At 74.5% G+C, this 15,219-nt stretch carries 11 protein-coding genes; 2 read left to right on the top strand and 9 right to left on the bottom strand.

Going from position 1 to position 15,219, the window contains the following annotated elements:
- Window positions 1-1,266, top strand: coding sequence for a hypothetical protein (locus tag ABT245_RS05995; RefSeq protein ID WP_351729628.1), 1,266 nt, complete (start codon window positions 1-3; stop codon window positions 1,264-1,266).
- A 173-nt stretch (window positions 1,267-1,439) separates the two neighbouring features.
- On the opposite strand, the gene ABT245_RS05990 is transcribed toward ABT245_RS05995, so the two are convergent.
- From ABT245_RS05990 to ABT245_RS05965, 6 genes are all read right to left on the bottom strand, one after another.
- Window positions 1,440-4,028: a SpoIIE family protein phosphatase gene (locus ABT245_RS05990; protein WP_351729155.1), complete on the bottom strand. Its 2,589-nt coding sequence runs from the start codon at window positions 4,026-4,028 to the stop codon at window positions 1,440-1,442.
- A 364-nt stretch (window positions 4,029-4,392) separates the two neighbouring features.
- Window positions 4,393-4,821, bottom strand: a complete 429-nt coding sequence (locus ABT245_RS05985; protein ID WP_351729152.1) for an ATP-binding protein — start codon at window positions 4,819-4,821, stop codon at window positions 4,393-4,395.
- Window positions 4,822-4,921: 100 nt separating this feature from the next.
- Entirely contained in the window at window positions 4,922-5,332 is a 411-nt protein-coding gene (locus ABT245_RS05980) for a (deoxy)nucleoside triphosphate pyrophosphohydrolase (protein ID WP_351729149.1), read from the bottom strand.
- A gap of 30 nt (window positions 5,333-5,362) precedes the next feature.
- Window positions 5,363-5,554, bottom strand: a complete 192-nt coding sequence (locus ABT245_RS05975) for an SPOR domain-containing protein (RefSeq protein ID WP_351729147.1) — start codon at window positions 5,552-5,554, stop codon at window positions 5,363-5,365.
- Window positions 5,555-5,844: 290 nt separating this feature from the next.
- Complete coding sequence (locus ABT245_RS05970; RefSeq protein WP_351729145.1) at window positions 5,845-6,597, bottom strand: GntR family transcriptional regulator; 753 nt, start codon at window positions 6,595-6,597, stop codon at window positions 5,845-5,847.
- A 149-nt stretch (window positions 6,598-6,746) separates the two neighbouring features.
- A complete protein-coding gene (locus ABT245_RS05965; RefSeq protein WP_351729143.1) occupies window positions 6,747-8,039 on the bottom strand; it encodes a DUF4190 domain-containing protein in 1,293 nt (430 codons plus the stop codon).
- Window positions 8,040-8,216: 177 nt separating this feature from the next.
- On the opposite strand from ABT245_RS05965, the gene ABT245_RS05960 reads away from it, so the two are divergent.
- The gene (locus ABT245_RS05960) at window positions 8,217-9,416 is read left to right on the top strand and encodes a serpin family protein (protein WP_351729140.1); all 1,200 of its coding nucleotides are present in this window, start codon (window positions 8,217-8,219) and stop codon (window positions 9,414-9,416) included.
- Window positions 9,417-9,554: 138 nt separating this feature from the next.
- On the opposite strand, the gene ABT245_RS05955 is transcribed toward ABT245_RS05960, so the two are convergent.
- From ABT245_RS05955 to ABT245_RS05945, 3 genes are all read right to left on the bottom strand, one after another.
- On the bottom strand, window positions 9,555-10,802 hold the full coding sequence (locus ABT245_RS05955; RefSeq protein WP_351729137.1) for an RICIN domain-containing protein: 1,248 nt from the start codon (window positions 10,800-10,802) through the stop codon (window positions 9,555-9,557).
- Window positions 10,803-10,847: 45 nt separating this feature from the next.
- On the bottom strand, window positions 10,848-14,312 hold the full coding sequence (locus ABT245_RS05950; RefSeq protein ID WP_351729134.1) for a hypothetical protein: 3,465 nt from the start codon (window positions 14,310-14,312) through the stop codon (window positions 10,848-10,850).
- Window positions 14,313-14,505: 193 nt separating this feature from the next.
- Window positions 14,506-15,213: a type VII secretion system-associated protein gene (locus tag ABT245_RS05945; protein WP_351729131.1), complete on the bottom strand. Its 708-nt coding sequence runs from the start codon at window positions 15,211-15,213 to the stop codon at window positions 14,506-14,508.
- Window positions 15,214-15,219: the final 6 nt, after the last annotated feature.

Raw genomic sequence — 15,219 nt, 5'->3', positions numbered from 1 at the left:
GTGCGCACCAGCCGGGAGGAACTGACCTGGGCGAAGGCGCGGTCCGGGCCCGCGCCCGTCGAGCCGTTCGCGCGGGCCCTGCGGGCGGCCGAGACCGAGTTGTCCGCCGCGTTCGCGATACGACGGCGCTACGAGGAGGGGCTGCCGGGGGACGCCGCCGCCCGGCGGCAGGCGCTCGTGGGGGTGGTCGGGCGGTGCGCGGAGGCCGGCCGGCGGCTGGACGCGGAGGCGGCGGCCTTCGACCGGCTGCGGGCGCTGGAGCGTGACCTGGGCGGGGCGCTGGACCACGCGGAGCGGCGGTGCCGGGCGCTGGCGGGGCCGACGGCGGGCACGGGGGCGACCGTGGCCGAACTGGGCGAACGCTATGGACCGATGGCCGCCGAGCCGGTCCGGGGCCATCCCGAACAGGCCAAGGACCGGCTGCTGTTCGCCACCGCGGAACTCGACCGGGCCCGCCGGGACGCCGACTCCGACGACACCGGGCGGGCGGTCCGCCATCTGCGGGCGGCCGAGGGCGCCATCACCCAGGCGGACGTCTTCGTGGGCGGCGTCGAACGGCTGGCCCGGCAGCTGGCCGAGGCCGCGGCGCTGGTGCCGTCGGCGCTCACCGGAGCGGAGGCGGACCTGGCCCAGGCCCGGGGCCAGGTCCCGCGGGCACCGGCCGCCCGGCCGGGGGCCACGGGCCGGCGTGGGGCCGCCGGTGCACCCGCCGCCCGGCCGGGCGCACCGCCGCCGCCCCAGGGCCGGGCGGCCGCGTACCGGATTCCGTTCGGTGAGTTCCGTGCCCGGCTGGCCCACGCCGACGCCGTTCTGGCCGCCGTACGGGGGAAGCTGACCGGCGGGCCGTACGACCCGCTGGACGCGCTGCGGCGGATCGCGCGGGCCGTCGAGCCGGTCGGGGCCGGCCGCTCCGGCGCCGTACCGCTCGGCGGGTTCCTCGCCGCCCGCGGCGCCACCGAGATCGCCGAGGACTTCGTGACCACGCACCGGGCGGCGGTGGGCGCCGAGGCCCGCACGCTGCTGGCGGAGGCGGTGCGGCTGCTCGCCCGGGGCGACACCCGGGCGGCGGACGAACTCGCCCGCACGGCACGGGAGTTCGCCGAACGAGACGTACGCATCCACGGCAACCCGTACACCGGTGAGTCCGGGTACGCGGCCGGCCTGGCCGGTGCCGTCCTCGGCGGCGTCCTGCTCGGCGAGGACCCGGACGGCGGCCCACCGGCAACCTTCGGCGGCCCCCGCAGCCGGGACCGCCTCCGGCCCTGAGCGCTCCGCTGAACGTGCCGCGAAGTGCCCGGCGGTCGGCTACGGCTTCATCGTGGCTGGTCGCGCCCGCGCGAAGCCGCATAGCGACACAGCCCCGCGCCCATTCGGGGCGCCTGTCGCGGCGGAGCCCCATAGCGACACAGCCCATGCCCCTTCGGGGTGGTGACGAAGCGTCAGAACAGGCTGAGTAGGGCTTCCGCTGGGTCTGTCAGGGGGTTTTCGCCGTCGGGGAGGGGGAGTTCGAACCAGACCGTCTTGCCGCGGGGCGTGCGCCGGGAGCCCCACGCCGCGCTGAGCAGGCCGACGAGTTGCAGGCCCCGGCCGCCCTCGTCGGTGTCCCGGGCCCGTCGGCGGCGCGGCTGGACCAGGCCGGAGTCCCAGACCTCGCAGACCAGGGTGCGGTCCAGCAGCAGACGGAGTCTGATCTCTCCCTCGCCGTACCTGAGCGCGTTCGTCACCAGCTCGCTGACCAGCAGCTCCGTGGTGTCGACCAGGGGTTCCAGGCCCCAGCCGAGCAGTTGCCCGCGCGCGTACTCACGGGCCCGGCCCACGCTGCGGGGCTCACGCGGCAGCGTCCAGTCGCCGACGGACTCGGCGGGCAGCCCCTGCACCCGTGCCATCAGCAGCGCGATGTCGTCCTCGCCGTGACGCGTGTCGAGGGTGTTGAGGACGTGGTCGCAGACGTCCTCCAGCGCGCTGGTCGGATCCGTCAGCGCGCCCACGAACGCCTGAAGGCCCTCGTCGAGCGGATGGTCACGGGATTCGACGAGGCCGTCGGTGTAGAGGGCGAGCAGCGCGCCCTCGGGCAGTTCGACCTCCACCTCCTCGAACGGCTCGCCGCCCACGCCGAGCGGCATGCCGGGCGGCACGTCCAGCATCAGCGCCGCCTCGCCGGGCTCCACCAGCACCGGGGGCAGATGCCCGGCGTTGGCGAACGTACATCGCCTGGTCACCGAGTCGTAGACGGCGTACACGCATGTCGCCAGGTAGACCTCGGACAGGTCCGCGTCCCGGGACTGGCGGGCCGTGCGGGTCGCCTGCTGCACCCCGCCGGGCGTGCCGAGGCCCCGGGCGATCTCGTCCAACGCGGACAGCACCTCGGCCGGTTCCAGGTCCAGCAGGGCCAAGGTGCGTACGGCCGTGCGCAGTTCGCCCATGGCAACGGCCGCGCGCAGACCGCGGCCCATCACATCGCCGACCACCAACGCCGTGCGGTGGCCGGGGAGTTCGATGACGTCGAACCAGTCGCCGCCGACCTCCGTGGCCGCGTTGCCGGGCAGATAGCGGCAGGCGATGTCGAGTCCGGAGGCCTCCGGGTCGCCCGGCGGCAGCAGGGACCGTTGCAGTATCAGGGCGCGTTCGTGCTCGCGCCGGTACAGGCGGGCGTTGTCGATACAGACCGCGGCGCGCGCGGCCAGCTCCACGGCGAGGTCCCGGTCGCGGTCGCCGAACGGTTCGCTGCCCTTCGTCCGGGAGAACTGGGCGAGGCCGACGACCGTGTCGTGGGCCATCATCGGAACGGCCAGCGTGGACTGGACGAGGCCGCCCTCCTCGGCGGGGACGGTCTGCGGGCGTGCGGTGCGCAGGGCGGTCCCGCAGGGCGAGTTGAAGGGGTAGTGGTGGACCGCGCCGACCGCGACCGGCGAGCCGCCGCCGAGAATCGGCGCGCCGGAGACCGCGCTGGCGAAGGCGACGCGGCGCAGTTCGGCGCTGCCGTCGGCGAGGCCCGGCGGGGTCTCGTCACCGGCCAGCAGCCCCTGGTAGAGGTCGACGGAGGCGAGGTCGCAGAAGCCGGGGACGACCACATCGAGGAGTTCCCGGGCGGTGGTCTCCAGGTCAAGGGAGTTCCCTATCCGGGCGCCCGCCTCGTTGAGAAGGGCGAGATTGCGTCGTGCGGCGGCGGCCTCCCGGGCCGCCTCCCGGCGGGCGGTGATGTCCGTGCCGAGCCAGGCGATGCCGAGCGGGCGACCGCTGCCGCTCTGCACGCGGTAGAGGTTGACGGACCAGTGCCGGCGTTCCTCGGATTCCGGGACGAAGCCGGTGACATGCATGTCCGTGATGGATTCGCCGGTCTCAAGGACCCGGCGCAGGGTGGCCGCGATGCGCTCCGCCTCGCCCCGTGGCAGATAGTCGTGGACCCCCCGGCCGCGGTGGTCGTCGGGTGCGCCGCCGAAGATCGAGGCGATCCGCCGGTTGACGCGGCGCACCCGCAGCTCGGTGTCGATCAGGAAGAACCCGAACGGGGTTTGACCGAAAATCGCCTGCGAGGCGGCGAGGTCGGTCTCGATACTGCGCAGGGTGCGGACGTCCACGACGATGCAGACGGCGGCCCTTTCGCCCTCGGCGGTGCGGGTGGGCATGACGTAGACCTCGGCAAGGCCCTCCTCGCCGCGCCCGCCGCCCGGTCCGTCCGGCACCCGGAAGGGGACCACACCGGTCCACTCCCGTCCGTCGAGGACCTCGGCCATCTTCCGCTGGCCGCGCTCGCGCTGGTCGGGGTCGACGAACGCCTCGATGGGATCCATGCCCACGGCGCGTTCGGCGGGGATCCCGAAGAGCTGCTCGGCCCGCAGACTCCACTGGTCGACGAGCCCGCCGGGGCCGATGGAGAAGGAGGCGACCTTGATGTAGTCGTAGATGGAGCCGGGCGGGCTGCTCTGCCACATGGCGTCGCCGGGCGCCGCGGCAGCCGCCACGCCCCGGGCCCTCGCGCCGTCCGACGGGTCCTCGGACTCCGTGGCCTTCGCTGGTATCTCGCTCACGCGAACCGTCCCCTCCAGCTCACCGCGCCCGGTACCGGTCACCGGGGGCGGCTGCCCGCAGTATCCAGCACTACGGGCCCGCACGACACGGTGTTCACGATCACAGCCTGGTCCAGGCGCTGTTCGGGCCGGGCCGTGACAACATTTCCAGTCTTCTAACCAGGGAGCACGCCGTCGAATCACGTCCCCCGGCAGCCGCCGCCGGACGGCCGCCGAGAGTGGACACCACGGCTCACTGTGTCCATCGTTTCCTGCCGTTTCCCGCCATTTCCCGCGGTTTCCCGCTGTTCTTGCCGTTCTTGGGTTCTTGCCGTTTCCTTCCCCCTTCCGCACACCACCGCTCCGCTCCCCTCGCCCCGGCGGTTCAGTTCGGCACCGCCAGTTCGAACCAGACCGTTTTACCGCTGTCTGCGGGCCGGGTCCCCCAACTTCGCGAGGAGTTGGCGACCAGTTGGAGACCGCGGCCGCTCTCGTCGTCGGGGCGCGGGACGCGCTCGTGCGGCAGATCGGGGAGCGGGTCGGAGACCTCCACCCGCAGGGTGGCGCCGAGGTTCGCGGAGCGGACCAGGCGTACCCCGATGGGACCCGTCGCATGCCGCAGGGAGTTGGTCACCAACTCGCTCACCAGGAGCGCGGAGAGGTCGGCGAGGCTGTCGAGCCCCCAGTCCCGCAGTTGGTCGCGGACCGCGCGGCGGGCGGTGCGCACGGAGCCGGGCTGCGCAGGAAACGTCCATTCGGCGCAGTCGCCTTCGGTGTCGATCACGCCGATCACTTCCCAGGCCAGCGAACCCATCCCATGTCCGGTTTCGTGGGGTTAATAGGCACATACCCGATATCCAGGGGCCAGTACCGCATGGATAGGCGCACCGTGGCACGAACGGCGTACAGGTTGCTCAGCGGGCGTCCGAAGTCAGTCGGCCCATCACTTCGCGCACCGCGGGGACGTCCTGGTCGAGCCAGTCCACCTGCCAGATCTCACCGGGGGCGAGCAGCCGCAGCGCGTCATGGTCCTGAAGGGGTTCGGGGGCGGCGGAGCCGGGGCGCAGCCGGACGGTCCACACCCGCAGCACATACGGGGACTTCAGGGGCCACTCCCCCGGGACGCGCTCGACGACTTCGGCGTCGACGCCGAGTTCTTCGCGCAGTTCGCGCACCAGGGCGTCCTCGGGCCGCTCACCGGGTTCGACCTTGCCGCCGGGCAGTTCCCAGCGGCCGGCCAGTTCGGGGGGTGCGCTGCGGCGGGCGGCGAGCAGGCGGCCGGCGTCGAGCAGGGCGGCCGCCACCACCACGGTCCGTTCGGTCATGCGCCGGAGCCTACGGGAGCGCGGTCCGGCTCATCTGCCGACGCCCTCTCCGATCTGGCCGATGCGCTCGACCCAGTAGAGCTGTTTGTGCCCGCGGTCGTCGAGACTGTCGGCGATCTTCTGGGCCTCGGCGCGGGTCGCGTACCTGCCCACGCGATAGCGATTGCCGTTGTCGTCCTGCCGTATGACGAGCCAGGGCAGTAAGACCGTGCCGTCGCTCATCGCACCCCTCCGCCGCCCGTCGCCCCGCCCTCTAAGGAAACAGCAATCCGCATATGCCCGAGCGTACGCCCAACCTTCACTCAGCGAATACGGCTTTTCACAAAGAGGTACGCAACCAGCCAGAACGCCGGGGGCGCATCATGCCGAGCGCGCCCCTCGTGCGTCCCGTCGCACGGGGCCGGGGCGCGCCCGGCACAGTGCGGGCCACCTGCGAGGACGGCCGGATCCCAACGGCCCGCCGGGGCAGGCGGATCCGAGTGGTGTGACGCCGAACACCCGGGGGGTGTGCGCTACTTCACCGGCAGGTGGTACGAAACCCGGTAGCGGTCCGCGGGGATCACCACGTCCGCCGTCTCGACCGGCCGCCCCGAGGCGTAGTAGGTGCGCTGGACGACCACGACGACATGTCCGGGGACGCCGCCCAGCACATGCAGTTCTTCGGCGAGGCCGGGACGGGCGCCGACCTCCTCGGTGACGTTGTCGACGATGACGTCGATGGCACGCATGCGCTCGACGACGCCCATGCCGCCGAGCGGGCCCTCCTCGGGGAGCATCACCGGCGTGCGCCCCGTGACGGCGAGGGGTTCCCAGGAGGTGGAGAGCATCATCGGCTCCCCGGCGTCCCGGAAGAGGTACTTGGTGCACATCACGCGGTCGCCGGCCCGGATGCCGAGCCGCTCGGCGATGACGCCGCTCGCCTCGGTCTGCTCGCTTCTGGACTCCCAGGTGCCGCGGGCGGTGACATCGGCCTGCTCCTGCCGGAAGGGCGTGGCGCCGCCGTCCGGCCGGTACCCGGAACGGGCCACGCGCCGGGGCACGGGCCGCTCGCGCACATACGTCCCCGACCCAGAGCGCCCCTCGACCAGGCCCTCGGCCATCAGCACCTTGCGCGCCTCCAGCGCGACGGTGTCCGAGACGCCGTACTCCTGGCGGATCCGGGCCTGTGAAGGGAGCCGGGTGTGCGGTGGCAGTGAACCCTCGACGATCTTCTTGCGGAGATCACCCGCGACGCGGAGATACGCCGGCTGCTCACCGAAAGTCACTGGCCGCTCCCATCAGGTTGTACAGACAGCAACAGCCTGGCAACCGTGGGTTGGGAGGTGCAAGCAAAGGCCAGAGAATCACTCGATGTGATTACTTACGGCCGGGGAAGGCCGTGCCCAGGCATTTTTTCTCCCCGCTCCCGACGCGCTCACACCTCCATGCCGGTGCCGCCTGGGCCGCCGCCCGTGCCGCTGCCGCCGTCCGCCGCCGACGGCGGGGTCGTGGCCAGCCCCAGAGCCTTGCGCGCCGTGACCGACCGCTTCGGGTCAAGAAGGTCGTACCCCTTCTCGTAGTGCTCGTAGAAGGTGTCCACGTCGCCGGACCCGGCGGCCTTCGACCACTGCGCCCGGGCCTTGTCCAGATCGTCCGCCAGGGCCGCCACCGGCCCGCTCGCGCCCGCCGGCCAGTCGTGCCCGCGCAGCATCCCGGCCTGCTCGTCCAGCGCCGCCGACACACGCCGCGCCCACGCCCGGTGGCCCGGCAGGTCGTCCTCGACGTACTCGGTGTCGGGCGCGGTGTCGAGGGCCGCGTTCAGGACGTGCGCGGCCTTCAGATAGGCGACCTGGTCGGCGTCGAGGACGGTCTCGTCGTTGCGCAGCGAGCCGGTCAGCGGCTCGCCCTCGACCGTGTTGCCGAACAGGCAGGTCACCGCGCGGTCGCCGATGGACCAGCTCTCTGTGGTGGGCACGAGGTAGTACACCTCGACGTCGTCGGGCACGGCCCAGGCGTCCATCGCGTAGCCGTCCTGGAGCCCGTAACAGCGGTCGCCTGCCGTCTCGTCCAGCGCCTCCTGGCCCGGGTAGGGGCCGCCGGGCAGGTCGAAGGACGCGAACACCTCGGCGTCGTGCTCCCCGTCGCAGTCGACCGTGTCGACGTCGTAGGTCTCGCCGCGCAGCGAGCCGCCCGGCGCGTTGACGCACTCGCCCTTGGACAGTGTGAAGACGGCGTCGTCGCGTGCGCCCTCCTTGACCCCCTCCCAGAACGCGCCCGCCCCGCCCGTGGCGAGCATCAACACCCACAGCCCGAGCCCGAGCCCGGACAGCACGGAGCCGCCGATCGCCAGCCCCCTGCCGCGTTCCGCGCGCCGTTTGATCTGCCGGAGCGCGACCAGCCCCAGCACCAGGCCCACGCCGGGCAGACAGCACAGGATGCCGAGGACGAGGGAGGAGATGGCGAGCCCGTTGACGGGGGCCGGCCGGTTGTAGGGGCTGTAGCCCTGCCCCCACGCCGAGTACGGCGGCTGCCCGTACGGCTGCCCGTAGGGACCCTGCTGATACGGACCGTGCTGGTACGGATCCTGCGGATACGGACCCTGCTGGTAGGGGTCCTGCGGGTACGGGCCGGGGCCCTGCGGACAGGGGCCTGGCTGGTGCGGAGACGGACCGGGCTGCGGGGAGTGCCCTTCGGGCTGGTGGGGGCCGGGGGGCGGGGGTATGGACACCGGTACCGTGCTCCTGGGTTCGGACGGCGGCATTGCTGAACTGATGTACGACTTCGCGCATGGTAAGCGCGTTACGGGTGGGGGTGGAATGCGGGTCACGCGTGCGACGGTTCCCGCGGTGCACGGTCCGGCTCACTGGCCCCCGCCTCGCTTCGAGGACGAGTGGGAGAACGACGAGTGAGCGAGCTGACGCCCGAGACGGTCCGCGCGGTCAATGCGCTGACGGCGAGCTGGGCCGGGGCCTCGGCCGAGGGCACCGTGCTCTCGGCCGCCGGGGTCTGGCCCCTGCTGGCCTTTCTCGCGGACGGGGCGGCGGGCCCGGCCCGCACCGAACTGGCACGGGCCGTCGGGGTGCCCGCCGAGCAAGCGGCCGGTGCGGCACGGGAGTTGCTCGCCGCGCTGCACGGCATGCCCGGCCTGGGCGCCGCCCTCGGCCTGTGGACCGGCCGCACGCTGGACGTACGGGACGAGTGGCGGGCCGGGCTGCCCGCGGACGCCCACGGCAGGCTCGACGACGACCCCGAGGCCGCGCAGCGGGCCCTCGACGCCTGGGCGGCGAAGCGGAGCGACGGACTGATCGAGCGGATGCCCATCACACTGACGCGGGACGCCGACATGGTGATCGCCACCGCCCTCACCGTGCGCACGGACTGGCCGCGCCCCTTCACGGAGCAGCCGCGCCGCCCGCAGACCGGGCCCTGGCGGGGGCGGGCCCTGCTCGGACTGCACCGCAGGGGCGTGCGGCCCGACCGGATCGGCGTGGTCAGCGCCGCCGAGGGCATGGTGACCGCGCTGAAGGTCCCCGGAAACAACGGCATCGACGTCCATCTGCTGCTCGGCGAGGAGCGGATGAGCCCCGGACAGGTCCTGCGGGCGGGCGTCGGGGCCCTGGAGCGCACGCTGCCGGTCGTCGGGGGCGGCCAACTCCCCTACGGGCAGGTGGGACCGGGCCTGACCGTGGAACGGCAGCCGTCCCTCACCCCGGAGCCGGTCGTCCTCGACGTCACCACCGTGGCCTTCGACGTGCGGGCCGACCACGATCTGCTCGCCCTGCACCAGGTGTTCGGGCTCACCGGCGCGCGGGACACCGGCCGGGGCCACTTCCCCGGGATCAGCGGCTCCCCGCTCGCCATCGGGGCGGCCGCGCAGTCCGCGGTCGCCCGGTTCGGCGCGCTCGGCTTCCGGTCGGCGGCGGTGACGGCCGTCATGGCCGCGCCGGGCGGCATACCGCAGTACCGCCACGAAACCACCGTCGTCCGCGCCGTCTTCGACCGGCCCTTCGCCTTCCTGGCCACCCACCGCCCCACCCGTCTGGCCCTGATGGCGGGCTGGGTGACGGGGGCGGTGGACTATCCCTCGGGGCCCGGTTCAGTGTGAGGGCCCGCCCGGCGGACGGCTCGACGTGAGGACCCGCCCGGCGGACGGCTCGACATAAGAGTCCGCCCGGCGGACGGGGAGGACGCAGCCGACCGTGGTGAACTCCGGTCGGCTGCGCACCCGTTCGGGCGGTCTTGCTCAGGGCTTGACGAGCTGGGAGATCATCCAGCGCTGCGCGCTCAGTTGATTGTCGCCGCACTTCACCACGTAGAGCCTGGCGTCTTCTCCGCCGTTCTTGCCGCCGGTCACGCTCATGCACAGGTTGCTCGCGATGTTGCGGATCCAGTAGCCCTGCGGCCGGGGGTCCAGCCACCACTGCTGGTTGTCGGCGTTCGTGCCGTCGCAGTAGTACTCGCTGACCTTCGTCTGGGGTGACACGCTGCCGTAGTACGGCAGGTCAAGGCACAGTCCGTCCTTACGGTTCGTGACGACGAACAGGCTCGCTCCCCCCGGCCCGCCGTCCGGGTCCGTCACCTTCAGGTCCCAGAGCATGTTGTCCGCGGAGTTCGTGATGCAACTGTGCTGGTTCACCGCGCCGTCCACCGAACCGTGCCCTTCGCCGGGGATATCGGCGCACCTGCCGGTCGCGACGTTCAACAGCAGCACGTTGACCCGGTTGGAGAGCGCGTTGACCAGCTGCCGGGTGGTGGGCGCTGGCGCCTTCTTCACCTTCGTCCCGGTCTGCGGCTTCGCCGTGGGCCGCACGACGGCCCTCTCCTTGACGACGGGCCGGGGTGCGGCCTTCACCTCGGCGGGCGACGCGCTCGGCGAGGCGGACCTGGACGGGCTCGGCGAGACCGAGGCCGAGGGCGACGGGGACTCGGCCGCGTAGGTCGCGGCCGGTTTGTCGTCGGACAGACCGGCGTCGAGCGTCGTACCGGCGACGGGTGCCGTGTTGACGGTGCGGTTCCCGTCGTCATCGCTCAGGCCGAGCACCAGAAACGGTACGGAGATCAGCACCGCCCCCGCGATGGCGGCCGCGGCCAGCATGGGGCCGCGCGGCCGTCCCGGCGATGCCCCCGCCGCGTCCGGATCGTCCGGGCCGTCGTCGCCCCCGGCGAAGAGCACACCGGCCGATGCATCGGGCTCCGGCCCGTCGGACGCCGCCGCCTGCCGCTGTCGTTGTTCCGGCTCCGGCTGGTGTCCCTGCGCGGCGGATGCCGGTTCCGCGGTGGCGGACGCGGAGCGCCGCCCGAAGAGCCGCCTGGGGGCGGGCGCGGGAGACGCCGGTATCGGTATCGGGGCGGCCGGATCGGGGCCGGGGTCGGGGGTGCGCGGTCCGAGGCCCGCGCCGGGGTCCTCACCCGGCGGTGGCACGGACACCGCGCGGCGAACGGCGACGGAGGGCGTCGTCTCGCCGGCCGGAGGTTCGTGCTGACGTGGCATGAACACTGCTCCTTGTCGATGAGTGGGGGGTGCTGTGCCCTCGCGTCAGCTCTCGCCCGGGGCGCCGACGGGTCCGGCGCACCGGTCGGGCCAGTCGCCCGCGCCGGGGCCCGTACGGTCGGTCAGGGCGTGGTCGAGCCGCGCGAGCGCGGTGTCGTCGGCGTCCTCCGGAAGGGGGGACACCGCCTGGGTGTCGGGCAGTTGACGCAGCAGCACCAGACGGATCGCGGCGTCGGTGCGCACATCGAGCACCTTGAAGGCGGTGCCCGGGGCGAACACGACCTCGTCGCCGCCGTCCAGCAGCTGCCGGACCCGGCGGCCGGTGATCGACCAGATCGCGAAGCCCACGCCCGCGACCCGGTCCTCGCCGGCCGGGTCGAGCGGCAGCCCGCTCAGCGGCGCGGGATCCCGCAGCACATCACCGGGCCGCGGTACGCCGAGGCCGGGCGCGTCGGTACCGCCGCGCAGCACGGCACCGCGGTACGACGGCAGCCGCCCGAGCCCGGACGCCAGACACCTGGCGTAGGGCACGAGGCGCTGCTCCCCGGCCCGCAGGGAACGCCTCAACTCCGCGTGCCCGAGGGGGCCTTCGCCGTTGCGGAGGTACATGCGCAGCGCGATCAGGTCGGTCCGGGCCGCCTCCTGTTCCTCGCCCCGCAGCGCGGGCATACCGGCCAGCGCCCGGTTCACCGCGGCGCTGTGCCGCTCCCACACCGGCTCCGCGAGCCTGCGGAAGGAGTCCCGCTCCGGGGTGGTGCTGCGGTGCCGCGGCGGCACCGGTACGGCGGGCAGCGGCCGGCCGCCGCCGGTCCCGGCCGGGGGCGGGACCGCGGGCGCGGGGGCCGGGGCGGCACCGCCGTCGTCCGGCTTACGCGGGACCTCGGTGCGGGGTGCCTCCGTCCGTGGCGCCTCCGCTGTCCCTGGCGCCTGCGCTGTCCGTGGTGCCTGTGCTGTCCGTGGTGCCTCCGCTGTCCCTGGCGCCTTCGTGCTGGGGGCCTCCGCGCGGGGGGTCTCCGCGCGGGGGGTCTCCGTTGTCCCTGGCGCCTTCGTGCTGGGGGCCTCCGTGCGGGGGGTCTCCGCGCGGGGGGTCTCCGCGCGGGGGGCCTCCGCGCGGGGGGTCTCCGCGCGGGGGGTCTCCGCGCGGGGGGTCTCCGTTGTCCCTGGCGCCTTCGTGCTGGGGGCCTCCGTGCGGAGGACCGCGGTCGGTTCGGGAGGGGACGGTGGCCGGGGTACCGCACCGCCCGCGGTCGGTACGGGACGCGCGGGCGCGATGGGAGCGGCGGGGGCACCGACGGCCACCGGCCCCGGGCGGGGCGTCCGCGGCGCGGACACCGGGCCGGACGCCGGCTCGACGGCCACGGGGGCCGAGACCACCGACTCGGAGGAGGCCGAGGAGGGCCGCCCGGAGGACGCCTCGGAGAAGGCCGAGGAGGACGGCCCGGAGGACGGCCCGGGGGAGGTCGCGGAGGGCGGCTCGGAAGACGGCCCGGAGGATGGCTCGGAGACCGGTTCCGCTGCGGGTCCCGCGAGCGGTGTCGCGACCGGCTCTGACACCGGCGTAGAGACCGGGACGGCGACCGGCTCGGGGGTCGGCTCGGGCTCCGGCTCGGGGGTCGGCCCAACGGGTGACGACATCGGCTCCGAGGGTCCGCCGGCCGGAGCGCCCCCGGACACGGTGGCCGGGCGGCCAGGGGCCGTCGGGCCGGTCCCCGTTCCGCCGGTCGCGGTTCCGCCGGTCCCCGTTCCGCCGGTCCCAGTTCCGCCGGTCGCGGTTCCGCCGGTCGCGGTGACGGGCACCCGGCTCGGCTTCGTCGGCTGGGGCGGACCGTCCGGGCCGGGCACGGCCACGGCGACTGCCGCGCCGCCGCCCGGAACCGATGCCGCGGCACCGGCCGCCGCGCCCTCTGCGACGGCACCGGCCGCCGTCAACGCCGGCGGTGCGGGCCGCGAACCGGCCCCCCGCACGGGCCCGTTCACCGGACCGTTCACCGGGCTGCCCGCCGGGCCGCCCGTGCGCACGGCGGGCCCGTCGCGCCGTGCCGGAGGTGCGGGCCGTGCCGCCGGGGCGAAGCGGATGACACGCAGGGCGTGCTCCGCCGCCAGGATGCGCAGGGCGCGACCGCCGTCGGGCGTGGCGGCGTGCACGTCCAGGGTGGTGCGGGCGCGCAGGTCGGGGGCGAGGCGGCCGAGGAAGCGGGACAGCACGGGCCAGAGGGAGGCGTCGAGCCGGTCACCGGCCCGGCCGACCTCGATGACCGGGCCGTCGATGCTCACCGGCCGGGCGCTTCTCGGCGGCGGGGTGCCGTCGCGGGGCCCCACCCACAGCCCGGCCCGGGTGACCACGGCCTGCCACGCGTCGGAGAGGCCGATCGCGCCGTCCGCCGAGGCCCCGAGGTCCGGCACCGGCGAGGACCAGCGCAGCAGCCGGGGAGCAGGGGCGGACCGCGGGCCCTGCGCGGGTCCGGCGTCCGGGCCGGGCACCGGCTCCGGTGCCGTCTCCCGCGCGGGCAGGCACATCACCGCGTCCACGAACGGCAGCCAGCGCGGATCCCCGTCCGGGCCGACCAGCACGGACCGTACCCGGTAGGTGCCCAGCGGGCCGTCGGCGGCGAAGAGCGGAAGACCGGTGGTGACCTCGACCTCCGCGTTCAGCAGGGCGGCCACCGACTGGCCGAGCGGCAGCAGGTCCCGGCGCCCCCCGGGGACGAGCCGGACCCCGGGGCGCACGGCGGCCGGCAGCGCGCCGAGGAGTTCGGCGACATCGGTCGCGACGACGTCCTCGCCCCACGGCACGCCGACGACCACGGCGAGGCGCCTGGGGTCCACCGGTATGGCGTGGAACAGATCGCCGGGCCGGGGCGCGCCGGCCTCGGCCGGACGGATCAGCAGGCCCGCCGGGATCTGGTCCACCACGCAGCCGTCCGCCGTACGGGCCGGCGTGCGGCGCACCGCGGCCTGCCAGTCGGGCGCCGGGGTGCGCGGCCCGAGCGGTTCGGGTTCCTGCCCCGCGGCGAACCGCCACCAGCCGCCGTCCCCCGGCGGTACGAACACCGAGCCGCCGGGCACCACGAGGACCGGTCCGTCGGGGGCCTCGACCGTCAGGTCCCAGGACTCGGCGATCCGGCGGGCCAGGGCGGGCCGGTCGGTGCGGTCGTGTCCGGCACCGGACATCACCAGCCGCACCGACCGGGTGCCGGTGTCCCGCAGGGAGTCGAGCGACTCGCTCAGCCGGGGCCAGAGCGCCGCCGCGGCGTCGCCCTCGGCGACGGCTGCGATCGTGACGGTGCCGTCGTCCGCCGCGCGCAGCGCGCGGGCGAGGTCGGCGACGTCGGCCGGGAGCAGGGTGTCGTCCATGGGCAGGCGGAGCAGGAGCAGGCCGTCATGGTCCTCGACCAGTACCCGCGGTTCCGCTCCGGGCGCCCGACCCGGTGCGGCGGCGCCCTCGCGCTCGGTGCGGGAGGCCGCGCCGGCGGCACGGCGGCGGGCCGGACGGCCGTTCCAGCGGCTCATCCGACGTCCTCCCCCGGCGTACTCGTCTCACACACCCGTACGCCTCTTCCCAACCCACATGCCCTACGTTGCAGTTCCACCGGTCACACGCCCGTTCCACGTACTCACGAAGCCCTCGATTCACTCAACTAACTCTGAACCAACAGTGGTTGCCGACGAAGCTCGAAATCGATGAACGTCCGGCGACACAAGATCACCGGGTCCGTGCCGACGTGTGCGCACCGTCCGCGGCGCCGGCCTCCACCCCGGTCTCAGCCACGGTCTCGGTGTCAGCCATGGTCCCGTGCGCGATCGTCTCCGCCAGTGGTCCGGGTTCCAGGACGGCACCCGCGGGGCTGGACGGGTTGACGTACAGGTGGTGTCCGGGCGGGAGTCGGGGCAGCAGGTCGTCCGTGGTCCGGCGCGCGAAGGCGAAGCCGCCGACGAGGGCGAGGTGGACGGTGGAGGTGAAGACGGGAACCACGGGGGTGCCGTCCGCCGCCGTCGCGGTCACCGGCGAGCCGTCGGGCAGTGTGAGCACCGCGAGGTCCGCGGCGGCCAGGGCGTGCGCGACGTCCTCGGGCGGTCCGTAACCGGTGACGGCGAGTTGGAGGGCGGCGTCGACGGCGTCGGTGGGCTCGGGCCAGCCCAGGGTCTGCGGTGAGGGGCGGTAGGCGTCGTTGTCCTGCCACTCCTCGATCTCCCCGCCGGCGCCGGAACGCCACCGGCCGGCCACGGCGAAGTCGGGCGGCATGCCCTCCCCGCGCCAGCCCGGATCGACCGCGCTGATCCAGTGGTCCGGGGCGAGCCGGGCGGCCTCCACGACTTCCTCGGGCGGCTCGGGCGGGGCGTCCCGGAAGGCCGTACCGGTGTCCTGCGATGCGGTCGAAGCGGTCGGCGCGGTGGTGGGCTGAGGAGTCATGAGGTC

Origin of the sequence: Streptomyces sp. NPDC001508 (assembly GCF_040298665.1) — a bacterium.
Classification (GTDB): domain Bacteria; phylum Actinomycetota; class Actinomycetes; order Streptomycetales; family Streptomycetaceae; genus Streptomyces.
This window is presented reverse-complemented; position numbering and strand designations above follow the sequence as displayed.

Excerpts from the sequence above, each read along its gene's own strand:
- ABT245_RS05985 (WP_351729152.1), bottom strand. The coding sequence starts at position 4,821 with ATGGGTTCGCTGGCCTGGGAAGTGATCGGCGTGATCGACACCGAAGGC.
- ABT245_RS05980 (WP_351729149.1), bottom strand. The coding sequence starts at position 5,332 with ATGACCGAACGGACCGTGGTGGTGGCGGCCGCCCTGCTCGACGCCGGC.
- ABT245_RS05975 (WP_351729147.1), bottom strand. The coding sequence starts at position 5,554 with ATGAGCGACGGCACGGTCTTACTGCCCTGGCTCGTCATACGGCAGGAC.
- ABT245_RS05955 (WP_351729137.1), bottom strand. The coding sequence starts at position 10,802 with ATGCCACGTCAGCACGAACCTCCGGCCGGCGAGACGACGCCCTCCGTC.
- ABT245_RS05950 (WP_351729134.1), bottom strand. The coding sequence starts at position 14,312 with ATGAGCCGCTGGAACGGCCGTCCGGCCCGCCGCCGTGCCGCCGGCGCG.
- ABT245_RS05945 (WP_351729131.1), bottom strand. The coding sequence starts at position 15,213 with ATGACTCCTCAGCCCACCACCGCGCCGACCGCTTCGACCGCATCGCAG.